Genomic DNA, 19,270 nt, shown 5'->3' on the forward strand with positions numbered 1-19,270 from the left:
CGTTTGCTTGCCGATCTGCGAAAAAATCTTGGCGCGTGTGTACTTCGTGATGTCGTGCGTGACGGTGAATGTGCCGAACGCGCCCGAGCCCTTGGCGTGCATGCGGCGCTCCGGAATCACTTCGCGGTCGAAGTTCGCCAGCTTCTCGAGAAACCAAACGTCCTGCAACAGCATCGGACCGCGCGGACCCGCAGTCTGAACGTTTTGATTGTCAACGACGGGGGCGCCAAATGCAGTGGTGAGCTTCTTCATGGACATACCTCTTCTGGGGACCGTATACAGGACCGGCTATGCCGGACCTGGTCTTTCTGTGGATATCGACCAACTCATGTAGCGGGTGACGCGCCGCGCGAACCATTTACACGCGGCCGCATCGGCGACGCGGGCGTCAGACGGCTTGACCGCATCTTCCGGCAGGCTACGCCGGTGATTGTAGAGCGTCGTTAAAATGTCTGCAGCGACGTGCCCCCCGCGTTCCTCGATAGGGCCATTCACGGCATATTCGGCCTGGGCCGCACCACGCTCCGGCGCAGTCCAAACGAATACGAGATCACCGCGGACACGAGCAGGGTCGCACTGACGAAGTACAGGCCCAGCGAGAAATCTCCGCTCATATCGCGCAGCTTGCCGATCACCATCGGGCCGATCGTGCCGCCGATCAGGCTGCCCATTGCATTAATCAGCGCAATGCCCGCCGCTGCGGCGGAGCCTGTCAGGAACTGCGTCGGCATGCTCCACAGAGGCGGCTTCGCCGCATTGATGCCGAAGTTCGCCACCGACAGTCCGACGATCAGGATCACTGCGCTGCTCGCATGGCCTGCCAGCAGCATCCCGACACCGGCGGCGAGACAGGCAATCGCGACGTGCAAGCGACGCTCGTTGGTGCGATCCGAATTGCGCGCCCACAGCACCATGCCGACCACCGCGACGAGATTCGGAATCGCGTTGACAAGGCCCAGTTCGAAATATCCGAAGCCGAAATGGTGGATGATCATCGGCGCCCAGATACCGATCGCGTACAGCCCTGTCGATGTGCCGGCATAGACGCACGCCAGCAGCAGCACGCGCGGGTCCTTCACGGCGGCCCATACGCTTGACGCTTTTTGTATGCCCTTCGCTGCGCGCTCGCGCTTCATCTCCTCAGTGAGCCAGTTGCGCTGCGGCGCACTCAGCCAGTTCGCGTCTTCCGGCTTGTCGGTCAGGAAGAACCACGACACGATGCCGAGCAGCACGGTCGGGGCCCCTTCGACGATGAACAGCCACTGCCAGCCGTGCAGGTGGGCGAGGCCATCGATCCCGAGCAATGCGCCGGAAATTGGCGAGCCAATCATGTTCGACAGCGGTGCGGCGGTCATGAACATCGCTGTGACGAAGGCGCGGTGCCGGGCCGGGAACCAGTAGCTGAGGTAGAGGATGATGCCGGGAAAGAAGCCAGCTTCCGCGAGGCCGAGTGCGAAGCGCAGCGCATAGAAGCTGTACGGACCGGTGACGAATGCGGTCGCCGCCGACAGCACGCCCCACACAACCATCAGCAGCGCAATCCAGCGGCGCGCGCCGACGCGCTGCAGTGCAAGATTCGACGGCATACCGAACACGATGTAGCCGACGAAAAAGATCCCGGCGCCGATTCCGAACATCGCTTGCGTCAGTCCGAGGTCGTGGTTCATCGTCAGCGCCGCGAACCCGACGTTCACGCGGTTCAGGAAGCTCAGGAAATACAGCACGATAATGAACGGTGCGATTCGCCGCGAGATTTTGCGGATCGTGCCTGCTTCGAGTGCGGCGAGTTCCTTTGCCGCGGGGGATGGAGGTGCCGATGTCATCTAAGTCTCCTGCCGTTTCGCGCGGCGCGCGAACGATCTGTTTGAAATCAACGGCTCGCCGCGACCATGCGGCGAGCCGGGTGAGCCAGACGCCCGCTTACGACGCGGCGGATTGCTCTGCCTGTTTCGCCTGCTGCGCCGGCAGATCGATGCGAGCCCATGGCTGCGCCTGCCAGTGGCGCGCTTCGAACGCGTCGATCGCATCGGCCTGGCGCAGCGTCATGCCGATCATGTCGAGCCCTTCGAGCAACATCTGCTTTTGCCGCGGCGGAATCGAGAATGCATAGCGCCGGCCGCTCGGGCTCACGACCCGCTCGCCGACCACGTCGATCGTGATCTGCTTGTCGCTTGCCGCCTCGACCTCGGCGACCAGCGCCTCGATGTCGGCCGGCGGCAAGCTGACCAGCAACAGCCGATTGTTCAAGGCATTGAAGTAGAAGATCTCGCCATAGCTCGGCGCAATGACGGCGTCGATGCCGGTCTGTTGCAAGCCCCACACCGCGTGTTCGCGGCTCGAGCCGCAGCCGAAGTTCGAGCCTGCGAGCAGAATCCGCGCGCCGCGGTACTCGGGGCGGTTCAACACGAAGCGCTCGCGCGGGCGGCCGTCGGTGTCGAAACGCAGGTCATACAGCACGCCACGGGCGAGGCCCGATTTGTCGATGCCGAGCAGGAATTGCTTCGGCATGATCTGGTCCGTGTCGAGGTTGTTGATCGGCAGTGGCGCCGCGATCCCGGCAATCACTTGCAGTTCAGACATGATGGAACTCCTTGCGTACGTCGACGATACGTCCTGCGATGGCCGCTGCGGCCGCCATCGCAGGGCTCATCAGATGGGTTTGGCTGCCGCGCCCCTGGCGGCCCTCGAAGTTGCGATTGGTCGTCGACGCGCAGCGCTCGCCTGGCTTGAGCACATCGTCGTTCATCGCGAGGCACATCGAGCAGCCGGGCTGGCGCCATTCGAAGCCGGCGTCGATCAGCACTTGCGCGACGCCTTCACGCTCGGCCTGGTCCCGCACAAGGCCGGAACCCGGCACGACCATCGCGCGCACGCTCGCGGCAACCTTGCGCCCGCGCACGACATCTGCCGCCGCGCGCAGATCCTCGATCCGCGCGTTGGTGCACGAGCCGATGAACACGCGATCGATCGGCGTGCCTTCGATGGGTGCACCGGCCGACAGTGCAATGTAATCAAGCGCCTTGCGCATCGTCGCGGCGTCGAGGCCGGCACCGCTCGCGCTATCGGGAATGCGGCCATCGACCGGTACGGCCTGGTCCGGGCTCGTCCCCCATGTGACATACGGCGCAATCGCGCTCGCGTCGAAGCGATGCTCGGCGTCGAAATGCGCGTCGGTGTCCGAGCGCAACTCGCTCCAGGCGGCGCAGGCCGCATCGAGGGTCGCGGTGTCGAGATCGCGGACTTTCGCGCGCACGTAGTCGAGCGTCGTACGATCAGGCACGATCAGCGCGGCGCGCGCGCCGGCTTCGACCGTCATATTGCACAAGGTCATGCGGGCCTCGGCGGACAGCGCCGCGATCGCCGAGCCGGTGTATTCGACCGCGAAGCCACGCGCCCCCTGGGCGCCGATCTGCGCGATGATGTGCAGCACGAGATCCTTGGACGTGGTGCCGGGTTGCAGCAAACCGTCCACGGTGATTCGCATGTCGCGTGCGACGCGATAGACGAGAGTCTGCGTCGCCAGCACGTGCTCGACCTCCGACGTGCCGATCCCGAAGCCGAGCGCGCCGAGTGCGCCATAGGTGGTCGTGTGGCTGTCGCCGCACAGGACAACCATGCCGGGACGAATCAGCCCAAGCTCGGGTGCGACCACGTGCTCGATCCCCTGCACCGGGTCGTTGACATCGAACAGGTGGATGCCTTGCTCGGTGCAGTTGTGCGTGAAGTTCGCGGCCTGTTTCGCCGCATCGACGATATCGATCGTGCGCGCAGCGACCGGCACGGCGCGCGTCGGGATCACGTGATCGACGATGCCCATCTGCTGGTGCGGACGACGTACGCGCAACCCTTTCTCACGCAGCCCGGCAAATGCCTGCGGGCTGGTGTACTCGTTCATGATGTGCAGATCGACATAGAGCTGCACGTGCTGGTCGTCGATCCGACTGACAGTGTGCGACGCCACGAGGCGCTGATACAAGGTATGCGACATTCGATCCTCATGCAGTTCAAACAAAAGTCCCGACGGATTGGAATCCAGGTGACCGAAGTTTAATCAGCAAGCTGATCTATATAATTCAGATGCATTTAACCTATTCTTAATTTGAAGTTATCAATGAGCGCCGTCTCGGATCTGGAATTCTTTGTCGCACTGGTACGGCACGGCAGCCTTTCCGCGCTCGCGCGAGAGATGGGCGTGACACCGCCAGCGGTCAGTGCGCGGCTCGCGCAGTTGGAACGGCGCCTCGGCGTGAGGCTGCTGAACCGCACGACGCGCCGGCTCAGCATGACGCACGAAGGCGAGCAATACCTCTCGACCGGTTCGGGACTGCTGTCACAATTGCAGGAGCTCGATCGCACCATCTCGAGCAGCCGCGCGACGCCGAGAGGGCTGTTGCGTGTGAACGCGACGTTCGGCTTCGGACGGCGCCACGTGGCGCAAGCGATCGCCGCCTTCCATCGACAGTATCCGGACGTGGACGTGCAGCTCGAGCTGACCGACCGGCCACTGAATCTCCTCGAGGCCTCCTACGACGTCTGCATCCGCTTTGGTGCCATTCCCGATTCGAACCTGATCGCACGCCGCATCGCGCCTAACCGGCGGCTCGTGTGTGCGTCGCCGATCTATCTGCGGCAGCGTGGCGAACCCGCGACGCCTCGCGAACTGCAACAGCACAGCTGCATCGTGTTGCGCGAAAACGAGACGGCGTATGGGACCTGGCATTTCAGCAAGGGGAAACGCCATGAGACCGTCAAGGTGCACAGCGTGTTGAGCAGCAACGATGGCGAGGCAACGCTCGTGTGGGGCCTCGACGGTCAGGGCATCTTGATGCGCTCCGAATGGGACGCGAATCCGTACCTGGAATCGGGGCGTCTGAAGCGATTGCTGCCGGACTGGGTGCTGCCGCCAGCGGACATCTGCGCGGTCTATCCTCAGCGTCTGAACTTGTCCGCGAAGGTGACGGCTTTCGTCGATTTCCTGGAGCAGTTCCTGGACGACGGGCGAGCGTGGACGTCAGGTGGGTGAGTGGCGTCGAGAGAAGATCAAACGAGACGGCACCTGTCGTTCAAGGCGGGCCACTTCCCGGCCCGAGTGAAATCTCGAACGCCATCGTCGCGTGATGCGATAGGTGGCTATAGCTGCTTATAGGGGGCGCCAGTACGCTAGCAGCGCGAGGCGATGGACGCCATGCAGCCATACTTGGTCGGCAATGAACCACGCCGCCACCCATGACGCTCCGACGACCAGCAAATCACAGTGTCCGCTCTTCCACCAATTGAGCGAATGACGCGCGGCGACCCAGGGAACGCCGAGCGGGTTGGGCCAATCGGCGAGCAGATGGATCAGGCCACCACATGCGAAACCGAATGCAGCCGCCGCGAGCCAATCATGTCCGAGCCATCGGTACGAGAACAGCAGCAGCGCGATCCAGCCGATGCCCCAATGGGTAACCGTGCGATGCGTGATCCACAGACGGCGCTTGCGCGACCACCACGCGACTTCCATCCAGTCCGGCGCGGTGCCGCCCGCGACGGCTGCCATGAAACTTAGAAACACCCCCACGTCGAATGGCCCGGCCGCACCGCTGCGCGCGACGATGCTCGCCGCGATGACACCGGCCGCCCAGCCGGTCGCGTGATGTGCTTTGCTTGATGCCATCCTGACGATGCTATGTGAAAGTACGGGGCGGCTATGTTCGCAGATGCACGCGCAAAATGACAGGTGCTTTCCCTGTCTTTTTTCACTCTCTACAACTCGACCTGGCTTGGAGATCAGAGCCACGGACAACTAAGCTCGATCCCGAGTATCGAGCCCGAGAGCTTTTATGAGCCCAGCTCCGCGCGCCGCATCAGACGGCCCCGGCGAAGCGTTGCTCCAGATAGGCGATGATGGCCTTGGATTCGTACAACCAGCGCGACTGGCCCTCTTCCTGAATATGAAGACAAGGGACCTGAATCTTGCCGCCGTCGGCCAGCAGACGATCCCGTGCAACGGGGTCGTTTTTGGCGTCGTGCAGAGTCATCGGCACATTCAGACGACGCAGGGCGCGTCGCGTCTTGACGCAGAAAGGGCACGCATGGAACTGATACAACGACAGTCCCGCCGCTTTTTTTGCCACTTCTACCTGAGCTTGCGCCGAACGGCGTTGGGGGCGTGGGCGACTGACGGCGTCACCGAGCAGGATCAACTGGCCGAGACCGACACGCAGGGCTTTCATCAACATGGAGACTACCTTTGAACGGGGAATGGAAGCCGGCGAGTCTACCGCTTCCGGCCGCTAGTACCCAATCATCCTAGGTTTCACGAAGACCCTGTCACGATTGGACTGCCGGAAGCTGAATCGGCTCGATTCGTCGATTGCCGCAGACATAAACGCATTGAGCAGGACGAGCGACTCGTATATCGGCTCCCCGGGTCATCGTTTACAAGATTTTTACGATAAAGGGGCAACTCTATTGATGAATCGCGAGGGCTGTCTCCATAAAATCCTCAAGTTGCGGGTGCCCGAATCGGCCTCCATTCAAGGGGAGCTTTCGTTGAACACGCTTGTTGATCGAACGGAGCGTTATCCGGATTTTTTATCCGAGATCATGCTTGCATATCCTGACTCATTGTTGGGGCATTTCCTGGAGTATAAGTAAGTGAAAAAAATTATTATCAGCGCAGCAGCTCTGTCCGTCTTTGCTGGGGCGGCTCATGCCCAAAGCAGCGTCACCCTTTATGGACTGATCGATGCCGGTATCGTTTATACGAATAACCAAGGCGGCAAGAGCGCGGTGCAGGAACAAAGCAGCATGCTGTCGAACGAAGTATGGGGTGTGAGGGGCAATGAAGATCTCGGCGGTGGTCTGCATGCGATCTTCCGTCTCGAGAACGGATTCAATCTCCAAAACGGCAAGACCACTTACTCGGGCACGATGTTCGGCCGTCAGTCTTATGTCGGTCTGCAGAGCGACAACTATGGAACGCTGACGCTCGGCCGGCAGTACGACGCCGTGGTCGATGATCTCGGACCGATCGCACTGGCAAACAACGGGGACGGCAACAACCTGGCCGCGCATCCGTTCGACAACGACAACGTAGACGACTCGTTCTATATCAACAACTCGGTCAAGTACGTGAGCCCGTCGTACCAGGGGCTGCAGGCCGAGGCGCTGTACGGCCTCAGCAATGCGGCTGGCGGCTTTGCGGACAATCGCGCCTATAGCTTCGGTGTGACGTACAACAACGGTCCGATCAACCTGGCGGCTGCTTACCTCCAACTGAATAACGGTGCGCTTACCGCTACCGGTGCAGTGTCGAACGGCGACTTCGTCAACTTCCCCTCCGCGCGGCAGCGCGTGATGGGTGTGGGCGGCAACTACACAATCGGACCGGCGGTTGTCGGCCTGCTGTGGACGCATTCCTTGTTCGACAACACGGTGCCCGGTGCGAACTCCGTGATCATGGAGTCGTTCAACACCCTGCACTTCGATAACTACGAAGCCAACGTGCACTATTCGCTGACCTCTGCGCTCTCGCTCGCGGGCGCGTATACCTTCACTGAAGGTGCCGTCAGCAGCGCCACCGGTTCGGCGGACCCGAAGTGGCATCAAGTGACGCTGATGGCAGACTACTCGTTCAGCAAGCGCACTGATGTCTATCTCGAGGGTGTCTACCAACACGCCTACGGGGCTGTCGGCACGGCGTTCGCGGGTGCGTATATCAATGGCTTGGCGCAGGCTTCGACAGGCAATCAGGTTGCGACGACGGTGGGTATTCGGACGCGCTTCTAACGGGCGCAGCGTCTAAGAAGCTTAGACGTTCGTCGCGACGTCGGCACCTCGCCCGGCCACCCGGGATCGAAGTGCCGACGTATTCCCCGGATGCTGACTAAAGCTCCAAAGTAATCGAGTCAGTGGCTGCGCGAGAGACACAAATCGCCAAGCGGGATTTCCGGGCACCCGCACTGAGGCAGAAATCATTGTGCTCGACTGTCCCCTGGCTATAGTCCACAACACAGGTCCCACAGCTACCCGACTCGCACGAGGACGGAACATTGACCGCGTTGGCGCGGAGAACCTCGAGGATGCTTTGCCGTGCGGAGACCGCAAAGGATTTTCCTGACGACGCAAGGCGTACGGTGAAAGGTCGCGCGAGATCCGTGGCTACCGGTGCGAAGGCTTCGAAATGATAGTGTGAGGCAGGGAGCTTCGTTGGAGCATTGCGTACCGCATCCATCAGCGAGGCGGAGCCGCAGCAATAGACATGTGCCGTCTCATCGAGTGCTTCGATGATGGCACCTACGTCGAATCTCCTTGTCGAGTCACCGTCGGTGAAGTGGAATCGCACTTCATTCGCGCGCAGGTTTCCGAGCTCATCCAGGAACGGAGTGGCTTGTTCCGAACGCGCGAGATAGAAAAGCTTGAAACGCGCACCGGTTTCTCGAAAATGCTGGATCATTGAAAGGAACGGCGTGATGCCGATTCCGCCTGCGAACATGACGTGCAGTTGCGCATCGGGCGCCACCGGAAAGCTATTTGATGGTGCAGAGGCCAACACCGTGGCGCCAAGGCGGAGTGATTCGTGAATCCACCTTGAGCCTCCGCGACCGTCCTGCTCGAGCCCTACGGCGATTTTGTACGAACGTCCCCGCGAGTTCTCGCAGAGCGAATAGTGTCGCTCGAGCCCGTTGGGCAGTTTAAGTTTGATGTGCGCGCCCGGCTCCGATGAGGGCAACTCACCACCCTCTTCCGCGACAAGGACGAATGAACGAACATCAGGAGACTCCTCGGTCATGCTCCTTACACGCAAAGACAACCACGCCTTCCCGTCTGATGTCGCGGCCGGGGCAGCATCGGCACCAGGCGACCTTTCAACCAGTCTTGAACTCCAGTCTTCGATCTGGCGGGATTGCAATCTCTTTCGGAACAGGTTCCTGATGAGCGGTGCCATGAGCTCGAGGTCCGCGAGCGTGGTCATTGCCTCGACATTTTCGGTGTCGACATACAGGAAGTGTTGGACCTTTGATATCGTCCACTCCGGGTGTCGACGCTCGACTATGCGAAGTGTGACGCCAGAACTGACGGCACCCGGCTTGAGCACCCGGTAGTACCAGCCGGTTCTGCCTGTCTGCTGGACACGGCGAGCCATGGACGGCTGCTCAAACCGGTGGTTCAAGCGAAAGCATGGCTGCCGAGGCATGGATACCTGAAGGCGGGCTTCGCCTACCTCGACGACGTCCCCGATGCATATGTTGGACTCGTTGAATCCGGACGCCACGAAGTTCTCGCCAAACCCTCCTGCTCGCAGTCGCTCGGCGCTCTCCGGAAACTCTTCCTGCCACGCGGCATAGTGCTCCTCGGGGTATTGGAGGATAACCTGTTCTGCGCCCCCGTGCAGATGAGGCGAGCCGTATTCGTCACCCGCTATCAGGCTTTGCGCTATCAATGCCGGCCCGGCGCAGACGGACTTCTCAATGCCGGACATGATGTCGCTTTTGCCAAGTCTGGCGACTTTCCCGACGCGCACTTCTCGCAAGATCGTTTGTTGAATCACTTCGCTCTCAGTCGTGGTCATGGCTATTTTTCTCCATCGGTTCACTCTGACAATCTGATCGAGGCCCACGGTGTTGCCTTTGAGCCATGACCGGTTGTCCACGCGAGTTGACGCCTTTGCAGAAGAGCAGGGATCGAGCTCACAACATCAGGCGTCCCCGCGTAGGTTTTCTCGTTTGCCGTGCTGGTCATCCCTGATTGAAGGACTGAAACAGCAGGACGGCAGGAGTATGAGCGAGTTCCACGCCAGCGAAAGCGGCTTGTCCGTATTTGTCTTCAAGTTGGCAGGAAGTGTTCTGTCGACTGTCTATTTGGGCGACAACGGGGGGAGTCCCGCCGTCAACGATTTCACCCGAGTTGGATGCAGACGAGTCCAGCGTGGTGCTGAATGGGGCATTGGGTGTGCGACGCACCGAAAACGGGCAGACGATACCTTAGAGGTAAGAACTCTATTTTCTTCTTTTCGTGCGGCGCATGTACAGCCGTCGGTGCTGCACATTGAGGGCGTCGAGCCGCATCGCGAGCGCGGGGTCGAGACGCGCAAACGAAGACGCCCTCAGTGCTTTCAGTCCGGATAGTACCGTTTGGTAACATGAGCAGTCCGCGTTGCTCCTATCTCCTGCGCGCCCTTCACGAATGCCAGGAAATGCGGTGTCACCCGATGGGCCTTGTAGGCGGCCTCATTCCTGTATGTCTCGATCAGCATCACACTATTGGGCTCGTCTTCGGGCCGCAGCACATCGAAACCTATACAGCCCGGTTCTTCCTTGCGCGAGGCTCGGCTATTTACCTTGCTGATTCTGAGGAAGCTGGCCATGCCAGCGGGTGGCACCTCAAACGTCACGACATTGACAATGGCAGGTCCGGATCCTTTATGGGGGGCGGCCTCTGCCGTCAGGGGCATGAGACCGGACAGCAGCGACAGGCCTGCCGCCACCGCCAGCGCGCGGGTCAGGACGGTGCGGCGGGTTGAAGGCGACCTTGTGCCTGCATTGTTGGGAGATTCCGCATGTTCGGGCTCCTCATTGTGATACGTCATGCCAATGATCCTTTCTCGTTTCGAGTAGCGTAGGTTGGGTTCGACGTCAGGATAACAAAGCTCATGTAGCGGACTGGTGACGTAGCCATGAATACATATTTATTCGTCCGGTTGCTTAGCTCAGTCCTATTGATACAGCCCTATCGCTTCGGTTTGCCGGTGGACCGCTATCGGCCAGTTAGAGCCATTCAGAGGAAGCTTTCGCCGGTCCGCTCGCGGTTCGACATGAGACGGTCGCTGATCGCGCTCTGAGCTTGCCATCCGCCATTCCAGGGCATCGCGAATTGCGGACGAAGGGATGAGGCCCGTGAATAATGCCCGGCCCACCACAGGTGGCCGGGCTGCAGAAAAGCAGAGGTCCATTGGGCGGGCACACCACGTGAAGGCCGGCGCCTGAACGGGAACCGCGAACAGCTACCTGAGAAACGCGCTTCGCGTACGCCGAAGCATCGACGTCCACCGACAAGCGGCTCAGATTACGCAGTCGGAACAGTTCCGCCGTCGATGACGTACTCAGTGCCGGTGATGGCGCTGGCCCGCGCGGAGACGAGGAAACCGATGAGTTCTGCCACTTCGTGGGGAGAGCATGGCCGGCCGAGAGGAATGCCCCCGAGCGAATCCATGATGATCTTGCGGGCGCCTTCCATGTCGATGCCGTTCTGCCGGGCGATCTCAGCAACGAGACTCGCGGCGGCATCCGTCTCGACCCAGCCCGGGGAGACACGCACGACCCGAACCCCTTTCGGACTGACTTCCCTGGACAAGGCTTTACTGTAGTTCGACAGGGCAGCCTTGGCGGCGGCATAGGCAATCGTGGCTTCCGGCAACGGTAATTGCCGCTGGATCGACGTGACGTGGATGATGACGCCCGAGCGCTGCTCGACCATCGAGGGCAACAGCGCGCGATCGATCCGTACTGCCGGGAACAGGTTCAGGCTCAATGCCTTGTTCCATTCGTCGTCGTCGAGCACCCTGAAGCCACCCGCCGGCGCAGATGAGCCACCCGCCACGTGCACGACTATATCGACGCCGCCGAGCCGGTCGAGCACGGCGTCGACAATGGTTTTGCAGCCCTCTGCGGTCGTGATGTCCGCACCGATGAACCTTTCTTCTGCAAGGTCATCGGAACGCGAACGTGCCGTCGCGAGGACATTCGCGCCCGCCTCACAAAGGTGTGCGACAACGGCTTTACCGACGCCTTTGGTCCCGCCTGTGACGAGCGCTCGAAGCCCTTGAAGTTCGAGTGCGGCGCTCATCAGCGAATCTCCAGAGACGCGATCTTGCCGCCGGCCAGGATGAACGTGTAGGTCAGCTCGACCGGGCTACCGGCGAAGGTGCCGCTGAGCCTGGCGCGCAGGGTCACGGCGGCGCCACATCCTGGGACACGTCCAACGGCTCGACGTTGTACTGGTACCTGGCTTTGGAGTCTTTCTTCCAGGCCTGGATGGCTTCAAGCCCCTCGATAGTGCGGCCCTCGTCGCGCACGACGGCATCGGCAGCGAAGCAGTTCGCCAGAGGACCGGTGTCGCTGGTGGTTTCCGCCTTCAGATAGGCATCCAGAGGCGGCGGCAGGGTCATGTTCATCGGACTTTTCCTGAACGTCACGTTTGCATGTCCCAATGATGGCGCTATAGTTACCACATCGCAAGAACGCACTAAAAAGTAAGTAAGCCGTGCCCAACCGAAAAGCCTACACTGCCACGACCGCCGCGATCGACGTCGAAGCCGCATTCAAGCTGCTGGAAGGACGTTGGAAGCTGGTCATCCTGTTTCACCTTTTCGGTGGTCAGGTACGACGCTTTTCGGACCTCGAGAGGCTAATTCCCGGCATCACGCAAAAGATGCTTGCCCAGCAGCTACGCCGCCTCGAAGAGGACGGCATTGTGACGCGCACGGTCTATCACCAGGTGCCGCCGAAGGTGGACTACCGCCTGACCGATTGGGGGCAGGCCCTGTGCCCGGCACTGGATGCGATCCTGAAATGGGCGGAGCGCCGTGAAGACTTTCCATCGGCTGCGTCGAGCGTGCGTGCCTAAGGCTGACTGACCTGTTTTCCTGAATTCGAATTCTGTGGGTCGTCGACGAGGTGTCTGCTGCAAGTCAACGGATGCGTCTGCATCGGTTTGGGGTGCTCTCCCAACGTTTTCGGAGTCACGCCGTCGGGTCTCGGTATGATCGGACCACGTCAGCGATCCGCCACTTTCCGTGATGGCCGACAAGATAAAGACCGATACGCTATCCGTGGTCGTCCCATGTCGCGGTTCATTTTGACACGCTTTAAAAGACCAGGACTCCTACAATGTTTAACATCCGTAGCGCAGACAAAGGAGCGGCAAGGTTGAAGACATATCGTGGTGGCCGATGCGGTGGGCTCTGGCGAATTGGGAACGCTTGGGCAGGATTGACACACGTGCAAGCGACATTGACCGACTGTGCAAGCGGATGCAGTCAAAGGCATCCCAGCTAGTGTTTGTCGATGAAGCCGGACCGTGCGGCTATGCGCTGTACCGGCAACTGGCTTCCAAGGGCGCCCGTTGGGGGTAGCCGCCCACTACGCATCAAACCGAGTTATCGGAGGACTACATCATGTTTGCATACCTTAGTGAAAAATTGGGTAAGTTGCTTGAACGCGCTGAACATAGCCGCCGTGACGCCGACCTCGCGTCGACAGTCGATATTTGCGAACTTGAACGCCGCATGCGCTCGATCGAGATCAACGGCTAGTCGAGCCCCTGATCCTTGTCCAGGGAGGGGCACTGGTGGCCGGCTGTTGTGCGAGTCACGCGAGCGCGTCGAAGGTAGGATTCAGCCTACGCCACATGCTGGTCAAGCCACGCAAGTAATGTGTCAGTGACGAAGGACTGATTTTCAAGGTTTGAGATGTGGCCCGCGTCGGGTATTAGCATTTGCCGGCAGCCAATCACCGCAGCCATTCGTGCCATTTCGGTTGGCGGCCGCGGAATGTCGAGTTCGCCGCACATGATCAGTGTGCTGGCGGCATCAAGGCCGGCAAGACTGGCAAGCGCGTCGGGCCGCCCGAAAATTAACCGGCCCAGCGGGACAACCGACTGTCGCAACTGGTCCGCAGAGAACGCTGCCAGCGCCTTTCGAAATCTTGCGTGCACTTCACCGTCCAGCGTTGCACCCCGGCGGAAAAACAAAGGCACGATGACGTCGATCATCGGAGCGGGAATGCTGCCAAGGGATTCGATCGCGTTGAACATCTGGGAATATTGCTTGAGCGTCACATCAGGTTCGGCGCTCCTGTCGGTATCCATCAGGACGAGGCACTTGACACGGCCCGGTTCGCGCAACGCGAGTTCGGACCCCCACATCCCACCGACCGACAAGCCGACTATCGCGCATTGTCCGATACCCAGGGCATCCAGAAGGCGGCCCGCATGTGTGGCCAGATCACCAAGCGTATGCGTATTCTCTGGGAGCCGCCCGGACTGCCCGTGGCCCCAAAGGTCCGGAACGATGACCTGATAGTGGCGAGACAACGCGTCGATTTGCGGCGCCCACATTGACGAATCCCACAAGTAGCTGTGCCCCAGCAGTACCGGGAATCCCGTGCCGCGAGTCTGATAGTGCAGCGGCTTTCCTTCAATTTCGATGAATGGCATGTTTGATCAGGTAGAGGTATTGAGTTCGGTCCGGCAGGCTCGCTCCGCCGCAATGAGTGCTGCGTAACAACGCTTGAACCGATCAAAGCATTCCATCGGTTCGTCATGTTCCTGGGGCGCAACATTGCTGAGGCAAAGCCGTGCTGCGACCGCGGGAATGGGAGGAAAGTTCCGCGTATAGGCCCCGCCGCAAGTCGGGTTGGCACGGGCAGTCGTGGTAGACCTATGTACTGCGTAGCTGCCTTCGAGCACCGTCCCCTTCCTACTTGTGTTTCACCTCGCATGAATCGACGGTCGGCCTCTGCGTAATGCGCTCTCGACACTGAGTGCCTGCTTCGGGCTCGAAGCCATCAGTCAAGCACTTGTACCTCCGTCGACCTTCAGACTTGTGCCCGTTATGAACGCCGCATCGGGGCTTGCCAGCCAGGCGACAAGTCCCGCAATATCGTCGCCTGATCCGTACCGGCCCAGTGCAATGGAGCCGCGGATCTGGTCGGCCATCGGACCGTCGGCCGGGTTCATCACGGTATCGATTCGTCCGGGCTGGACGTTATTGATCGTAATTTCCCGAGTGCCAAGATCCCTTGCCAGCGCACGCGTCATGCTGGTTACCGCACCTTTCGTCGCGGCGTAGACGGACACGCCCGGAATCGGCATGTAGTCGCTGCTGATGCTGCCGATATTGATAATCCTCCCGCCTTTTTCCATGAAGCGGAGCGATTCCTGAATGGCGACAAACAGACTCCTGACGTTGATGGTCAGCATCCGATCGATATCTTCCAGTGGGAAGTCGTCGATCAGGCCGCGGCGGAACATCGCGGCGTTGTTCACGAGAATATCCAGTCCCCCGAAGCGTCTCGAGGTCGATCCGACCGCGGCCTTGACCGCTTCCGCGTCGGCACAATCTGCGCGAATGGCCACACCTCGTCCCCCAGCGTGTTCGATGTCCTCGATGACGCGATCCGCGTCGGCACTCGAATTCGAATAGGTTATCGACACGGCCGCGCCATCGCTTGCGAGCCGCCTTGCGATGGCCGCGCCTATACCCCGCGAGCCCCCGGTCACGAGCGCCACTTTGCCAGCCAGTTGCCCATTAGAAAAAGTCACGTTTGCTCCCTTCAATTGCATTCTCTGCTCGTTTCAGACCGGCCACGCTTGCCTCGTACATTGGTAGCCGGAAGCATGTGCGAGCGGCACACTACCGGACCCGGCAACGCGTCGCTGCAGCGACAGGACACGACATGTCGTGTGAATAATTCTAGCTAGTCTGCGTCGATCGAAGGTGCCAAAATGAGCCAATGGATTGCTTGTCTGGTAGCAACATTAGGCACGTTCTTGCGTTTATTTGAGACGATGAGCCAATGAAATTGGACCGGATCGACGTTGAGATCTTGCAGGCGCTGCAGCGTGACGCTCATGTCAAGGCTGCGGACCTCGCTGAATCGCTTGGCATTTCGCTTTCGCCGCTCTACCGGCGCATTCGTCTGCTCGAAGAGGCGGGCGTCATTACCAAATATGTGTCACTTCTGGACCAGGAGAGGGTGGGATTCCCGGTCACCGCCTACGTATCGGTCGCAATTGAAAAATCCGCGGCAAAGCTGGCTGCTTTCGAGCGCGCCCTGCTGGGTTGCGAGGAGGTGATGGAATGCTATCTGATGACGGGCGCGTTCGATTACATCGTGCGGGTGGTGGCCAGCGACATGGCGGGAATCGAACGTTTCGTGATGACGCGGCTTGCGACCATCGAGGGTGTCCGCGACGTCAGCACGTCGATCACCTTGCGGCGCGTCCAGTACAAGACCGTGCTACCGGTTCGCGAAAGCGAAGAGTAAGTATCCAATTGCACCGGAAGTACCCGATCGATGGAGCAGACTGCTCAGCGTGCCAGGCCGCATTGCGTACCTTCAGGTTGCAGATCGCTCTTTCGTCAATTGACGAGCCACTCCAATTCGATTCGACAAGATACCGCCGACCGGATGGACGCACCAACGCTCAGCGTCCGCTTCGCCCGACGGAGCGGACCGTGGCGACATTCCGCTGAGGGGCGGGAGTGGGTCGGACTGAGCCGGTCGCGATTCGTCCCAGTTTGGCTCCGCCGGCCGGTGACAGAACTATTTCGTATGCCTAAAACCGTTGTCGGTACGTGTCGTCACTCGCATATTAATTCCGCATTGTCAGCTGTTTCGGTTGTCCAGGTAGGGAACGAGGCAGTCGCAGGTTGTCATGCGGTGTCTGAGGGGCGATCGGTGTTCTCGCAATCGGGTTTCTCGCCATCCGATTCTCGCTAGGCCCATTCGCGCGGCGCATCGTCTTGCGCAGATAGCGTGAGGCCTGCGACGGGGAGCGGCAACGCCGTCTTGTAGCGCACCTGCTTGAGCGCGAAGCTCGAGCGGATGTTCGAGACGCCCGGAATCTTCGTGAGCCACTGCACGATGAAGCGCTCCAGGCTCTGCATGTCGGGGACGACGACGCGCAGCAGATAGTCGGCGTCGCCCGTCATCAGATAGCACTCCATCACCTCGGGCCGCTCGCCGACTTCCTGTTCGAAGCGGCGCAGCGCGTCTTCGACCTGTTTTTCGAGGCTCACCTGAATGAACACGTTGATACGCAAGCCGAGCGCTTCGGCGTCGAGCAGCGTGACCTGCTGACGAAAGAGACCCAGTTTTTCGAGTGCACGCACGCGGTTGAAGCAGGGCGTCGGCGACAGGTTGACGGCGCGCGCCAGTTTCGCGTTCGTGATGCGCGCGTTCTGCTGAAGCTGCTGGAGAATCGCGATATCGATACGGTCGAGTCGCCGCGCGGCGGGCCTGGCTTCGGATGTCATAGTGTAAACATTCCTTACGATGCCGATTTTGCAGAATTAATACACTATATTAAAGGGCCGAGGCAAGCAAAAGAGACGCACATTCTGCGCCTCCATGGGTAAGCTGATTGAACGTCTTCCATGTTTACGTTCCCTTCCTGCCGGAGTCGCGCCATGACGGATTTATCGAGCGGTGCTCAACCAGTTCTTGCCCTCACGAAAGCGCGCGTCGACAGCGATCCGCAGGAAACGGCCGAATGGCTCGCCGCGCTCGATGGCGTCGTCCAGCATGTCGGGCTCGAGCGTGCGCAATATCTGTTCGACCGGCTCGCCTTACATGCGCTGTCGAACGGCGTCGCGACGGCCCGCGCGAACGTCACTCCGTACACGAACACGATTCCTGTTTCTCAACAGCCACCGTATCCGGGCGACCTCCGCACCGAAGAGAAGCTCGCCGCCGCATTGCGCTGGAACGCGCTCGCGATGGTGGTCCGCGCCAACCGCGCCTATGGCGAACTGGGGGGCCACATTGCGAGCTACGCATCGGCGGCCGATCTGTTCGAAGTCGGCTTCAATCATTTCTTTCGCGGCGCGAACGCTGCGCATGGCGGCGATCTCATCTATTTCCAGCCGCATTCGTCGCCGGGCGTCTATGCGCGCGCATTTCTCGAAGGCTTCCTGGACGAGACGCATCTCGAGCATTACCGGCGCGAGATCGCGGGACCGGGCTTGTGTTCGTATCCGCATCCGTGGCTGATGCCGGACTTTTGGCAGTTCCCGACGGGCTCGATGGGCATCGGGCCCATCAACGCTATCTACCAGGCGCGCTTCATGCGATACCTGCAGAACCGTGGATTGCTGAAGACGGAAGGCCGCAAGGTGTGGGGCTTTTTCGGCGACGGCGAGATGGACGAGCCGGAATCGATCGGCGCGTTGTCGCTGGCGGCGCGCGAAGGGCTCGACAACCTGGTGTTCGTGATCAACTGCAATCTGCAGCGGCTCGATGGCCCCGTGCGGAGCAACGGACGCATCATCGACGAACTCGAAGCACATTTCACGGGCGCGGGCTGGAACGTCATCAAGGTGCTGTGGGGCTCGGACTGGGATGCGCTCTTTGCGGGCGATCGGACGGGCGCTCTGCTGCGCGCGTTTGCGCATACCGTCGACGGTCAGTTCCAGACCTTCTCCGCCAACGACGGCGCATACAACCGCGAGCGCTTCTTCGGCCAGAACCCCGAGCTTGCCGCGTTCGCCGCACATCTGAGCAACGACGACATCGACCGCTTGCGGCGCGGCGGCCACGACGTGCGCAAGCTCCATGCTGCGTATGACAAGGCGCTGAAGCACAGCGGCCAGCCAACCGTGATTCTCGCGAAGACGATGAAGGGCTTCGGCATGGGCTCGATCGGCCAGGGGCGCATGACGACGCATCAGCAGAAGAAGCTCGACGTCGAGCAACTGAAGGCGTTTCGCGACCGCTTCCGCCTGCCGTTGTCCGATGAGGACGTCGAGCAGCTCAAGTTCTACAAGCCAGCGGAAGACAGCCCGGAAATGCGCTACCTGCATGCACGCCGGGCTGCCCTCGGAGGCTATCTGCCCAGAAGGCGGAGCGCCGCATCGCAGACACCGACCGTGCCCGCGATGTCCTCCTGGGGCCAGTTTGCGCTGGAGTCGAACGGCAAGGAAATGTCGACGACGACGGCGATCGTGCGCATGCTCGGCAATCTGCTGAAGGGCGCGTCGCTCGGGCCGCGCATCGTGCCCGTGGTCGCCGACGAGGCGCGCACATTCGGCATGGCGAACCTGTTCCGCCAGATTGGCATCTATTCGCCGCTCGGCCAGCTGTACGAGCCGGAAGACATGGGCTCGATGCTCTACTACCGCGAAGACAGGGGCGGCCAGATCCTCGAAGAGGGCATCTCGGAGGCGGGCGCGGTGTCCTCGTGGATCGCGGCGGCCACGTCGTACAGCGTGCACGATCTCCCGATGCTGCCGTTCTACATTTACTACTCGATGTTCGGCTTCCAGCGCATCGGCGACCTGATCTGGGCCGCTGCCGATCAGCGCGCACGCGGCTTTCTGATCGGCGCGACGGCGGGCCGGACAACGCTCGGCGGCGAGGGCTTGCAACATCAGGATGGCACGAGCCATCTGTCGGCATCGACGGTGCCGAACTGCCGCGCGTACGATCCCGCGTTCGCATACGAGGTCGCGATGATCGTCGACGAAGGCATGCGCGAGATGATCGAGCGTCAGCACGACGTGTTC

The 19,270-nt window shown here is 60.7% G+C and carries 19 protein-coding genes and 1 pseudogene; 7 read left to right on the forward strand and 13 right to left on the reverse strand.

All coding sequences use genetic code 11. The annotated features are described in order from the left end of the window. From HV670_RS26830 to leuC, 4 genes are all read right to left on the reverse strand, one after another. Positions 1 to 258: catalase (locus HV670_RS26830; RefSeq protein ID WP_175108023.1), on the reverse strand; the 258-nt coding region annotated here is incomplete at its 3' end. A 233-nt stretch (positions 259 to 491) separates the two neighbouring features. After that, complete coding sequence (locus tag HV670_RS26835; protein WP_175108024.1) at positions 492 to 1,823, reverse strand: MFS transporter; 1,332 nt, start codon at positions 1,821 to 1,823, stop codon at positions 492 to 494. Positions 1,824 to 1,920: 97 nt separating this feature from the next. Then, positions 1,921 to 2,580: a 3-isopropylmalate dehydratase small subunit gene (gene leuD / locus HV670_RS26840; RefSeq protein WP_175108025.1), complete on the reverse strand. Its 660-nt coding sequence runs from the start codon at positions 2,578 to 2,580 to the stop codon at positions 1,921 to 1,923. After that, positions 2,573 to 3,988: a 3-isopropylmalate dehydratase large subunit gene (gene leuC, locus HV670_RS26845; protein WP_175108026.1), complete on the reverse strand. Its 1,416-nt coding sequence runs from the start codon at positions 3,986 to 3,988 to the stop codon at positions 2,573 to 2,575. Before leuC ends, leuD begins: the two co-directional genes overlap by 8 nt. 123 nt (positions 3,989 to 4,111) lie before the next feature. On the opposite strand from leuC, the gene HV670_RS26850 reads away from it, so the two are divergent. Beyond that, entirely contained in the window at positions 4,112 to 5,023 is a 912-nt protein-coding gene (locus HV670_RS26850) for a LysR family transcriptional regulator (protein WP_175108027.1), read from the forward strand. 117 nt (positions 5,024 to 5,140) lie between these two features. On the opposite strand, the gene HV670_RS26855 is transcribed toward HV670_RS26850, so the two are convergent. Then, on the reverse strand, positions 5,141 to 5,656 hold the full coding sequence (locus HV670_RS26855) for a metal-dependent hydrolase (RefSeq protein WP_175108028.1): 516 nt from the start codon (positions 5,654 to 5,656) through the stop codon (positions 5,141 to 5,143). A gap of 190 nt (positions 5,657 to 5,846) precedes the next feature. Continuing rightward, entirely contained in the window at positions 5,847 to 6,221 is a 375-nt protein-coding gene (locus tag HV670_RS26860) for a glutaredoxin family protein (RefSeq protein WP_175108029.1), read from the reverse strand. Between the two features lie 418 nt (positions 6,222 to 6,639). Here HV670_RS26860 and HV670_RS26865 point away from each other — a divergent pair, with 418 nt between their 5' ends. Then, the gene (locus HV670_RS26865; protein WP_175108030.1) at positions 6,640 to 7,773 is read left to right on the forward strand and encodes a porin; all 1,134 of its coding nucleotides are present in this window, start codon (positions 6,640 to 6,642) and stop codon (positions 7,771 to 7,773) included. Between the two features lie 97 nt (positions 7,774 to 7,870). Here the strand turns inward: HV670_RS26865 and HV670_RS26870 are convergent, their stop codons facing one another. The 4 genes from HV670_RS26870 to HV670_RS26885 all read right to left on the reverse strand — a co-directional run bounded on the left by HV670_RS26870 (position 7,871) and on the right by HV670_RS26885 (position 12,157). Further along, positions 7,871 to 9,637 (reverse strand): MOSC domain-containing protein, encoded by a 1,767-nt coding sequence (locus HV670_RS26870; RefSeq protein ID WP_175108031.1) that lies wholly within the window; start codon positions 9,635 to 9,637, stop codon positions 7,871 to 7,873. A 462-nt stretch (positions 9,638 to 10,099) separates the two neighbouring features. Further along, complete coding sequence (locus HV670_RS26875; protein WP_175108032.1) at positions 10,100 to 10,573, reverse strand: putative quinol monooxygenase; 474 nt, start codon at positions 10,571 to 10,573, stop codon at positions 10,100 to 10,102. Between the two features lie 476 nt (positions 10,574 to 11,049). Continuing rightward, complete coding sequence (locus HV670_RS26880) at positions 11,050 to 11,829, reverse strand: SDR family oxidoreductase (protein ID WP_175108033.1); 780 nt, start codon at positions 11,827 to 11,829, stop codon at positions 11,050 to 11,052. 103 nt (positions 11,830 to 11,932) lie between these two features. Then, positions 11,933 to 12,157 carry a nuclear transport factor 2 family protein gene (locus HV670_RS26885; RefSeq protein ID WP_246257993.1) on the reverse strand — a complete coding sequence of 75 codons (225 nt, stop codon included), beginning with the start codon at positions 12,155 to 12,157 and terminating at the stop codon, positions 11,933 to 11,935. A gap of 89 nt (positions 12,158 to 12,246) precedes the next feature. On the opposite strand from HV670_RS26885, the gene HV670_RS26890 reads away from it, so the two are divergent. The 3 genes and pseudogenes from HV670_RS26890 to HV670_RS26895 all read left to right on the forward strand — a co-directional run bounded on the left by HV670_RS26890 (position 12,247) and on the right by HV670_RS26895 (position 13,297). Beyond that, positions 12,247 to 12,609, forward strand: coding sequence for a winged helix-turn-helix transcriptional regulator (locus HV670_RS26890; protein WP_281362471.1), 363 nt, complete (start codon positions 12,247 to 12,249; stop codon positions 12,607 to 12,609). A gap of 312 nt (positions 12,610 to 12,921) precedes the next feature. After that, positions 12,922 to 13,102, forward strand: a pseudogene (locus HV670_RS31380) (IS110 family transposase); the annotation flags it as partial. A 57-nt stretch (positions 13,103 to 13,159) separates the two neighbouring features. After that, the gene (locus HV670_RS26895; protein ID WP_175108034.1) at positions 13,160 to 13,297 is read left to right on the forward strand and encodes a DUF3563 family protein; all 138 of its coding nucleotides are present in this window, start codon (positions 13,160 to 13,162) and stop codon (positions 13,295 to 13,297) included. An 86-nt stretch (positions 13,298 to 13,383) separates the two neighbouring features. Here the strand turns inward: HV670_RS26895 and HV670_RS26900 are convergent, their stop codons facing one another. After that, positions 13,384 to 14,199, reverse strand: coding sequence for an alpha/beta fold hydrolase (locus HV670_RS26900; RefSeq protein ID WP_175108035.1), 816 nt, complete (start codon positions 14,197 to 14,199; stop codon positions 13,384 to 13,386). A 354-nt stretch (positions 14,200 to 14,553) separates the two neighbouring features. Further along, entirely contained in the window at positions 14,554 to 15,327 is a 774-nt protein-coding gene (locus tag HV670_RS26905) for a 3-oxoacyl-ACP reductase family protein (protein ID WP_175108036.1), read from the reverse strand. Between the two features lie 233 nt (positions 15,328 to 15,560). On the opposite strand from HV670_RS26905, the gene HV670_RS26910 reads away from it, so the two are divergent. After that, on the forward strand, positions 15,561 to 16,031 hold the full coding sequence (locus HV670_RS26910; RefSeq protein ID WP_175108037.1) for an Lrp/AsnC family transcriptional regulator: 471 nt from the start codon (positions 15,561 to 15,563) through the stop codon (positions 16,029 to 16,031). A gap of 452 nt (positions 16,032 to 16,483) precedes the next feature. Here the strand turns inward: HV670_RS26910 and HV670_RS26915 are convergent, their stop codons facing one another. Further along, positions 16,484 to 17,023 carry an Lrp/AsnC family transcriptional regulator gene (locus tag HV670_RS26915; RefSeq protein WP_175108038.1) on the reverse strand — a complete coding sequence of 180 codons (540 nt, stop codon included), beginning with the start codon at positions 17,021 to 17,023 and terminating at the stop codon, positions 16,484 to 16,486. A 153-nt stretch (positions 17,024 to 17,176) separates the two neighbouring features. On the opposite strand from HV670_RS26915, the gene mdeB reads away from it, so the two are divergent. Further along, the coding region (gene mdeB, locus HV670_RS26920) for an alpha-ketoglutarate dehydrogenase (protein ID WP_175108039.1) at positions 17,177 to 19,270 on the forward strand (2,094 nt) is incomplete at its 3' end.

Source organism: Pararobbsia alpina (genome assembly GCF_902859895.1).
In the GTDB taxonomy this organism is placed as follows: Bacteria; Pseudomonadota; Gammaproteobacteria; order Burkholderiales; family Burkholderiaceae; genus Pararobbsia; species Pararobbsia alpina.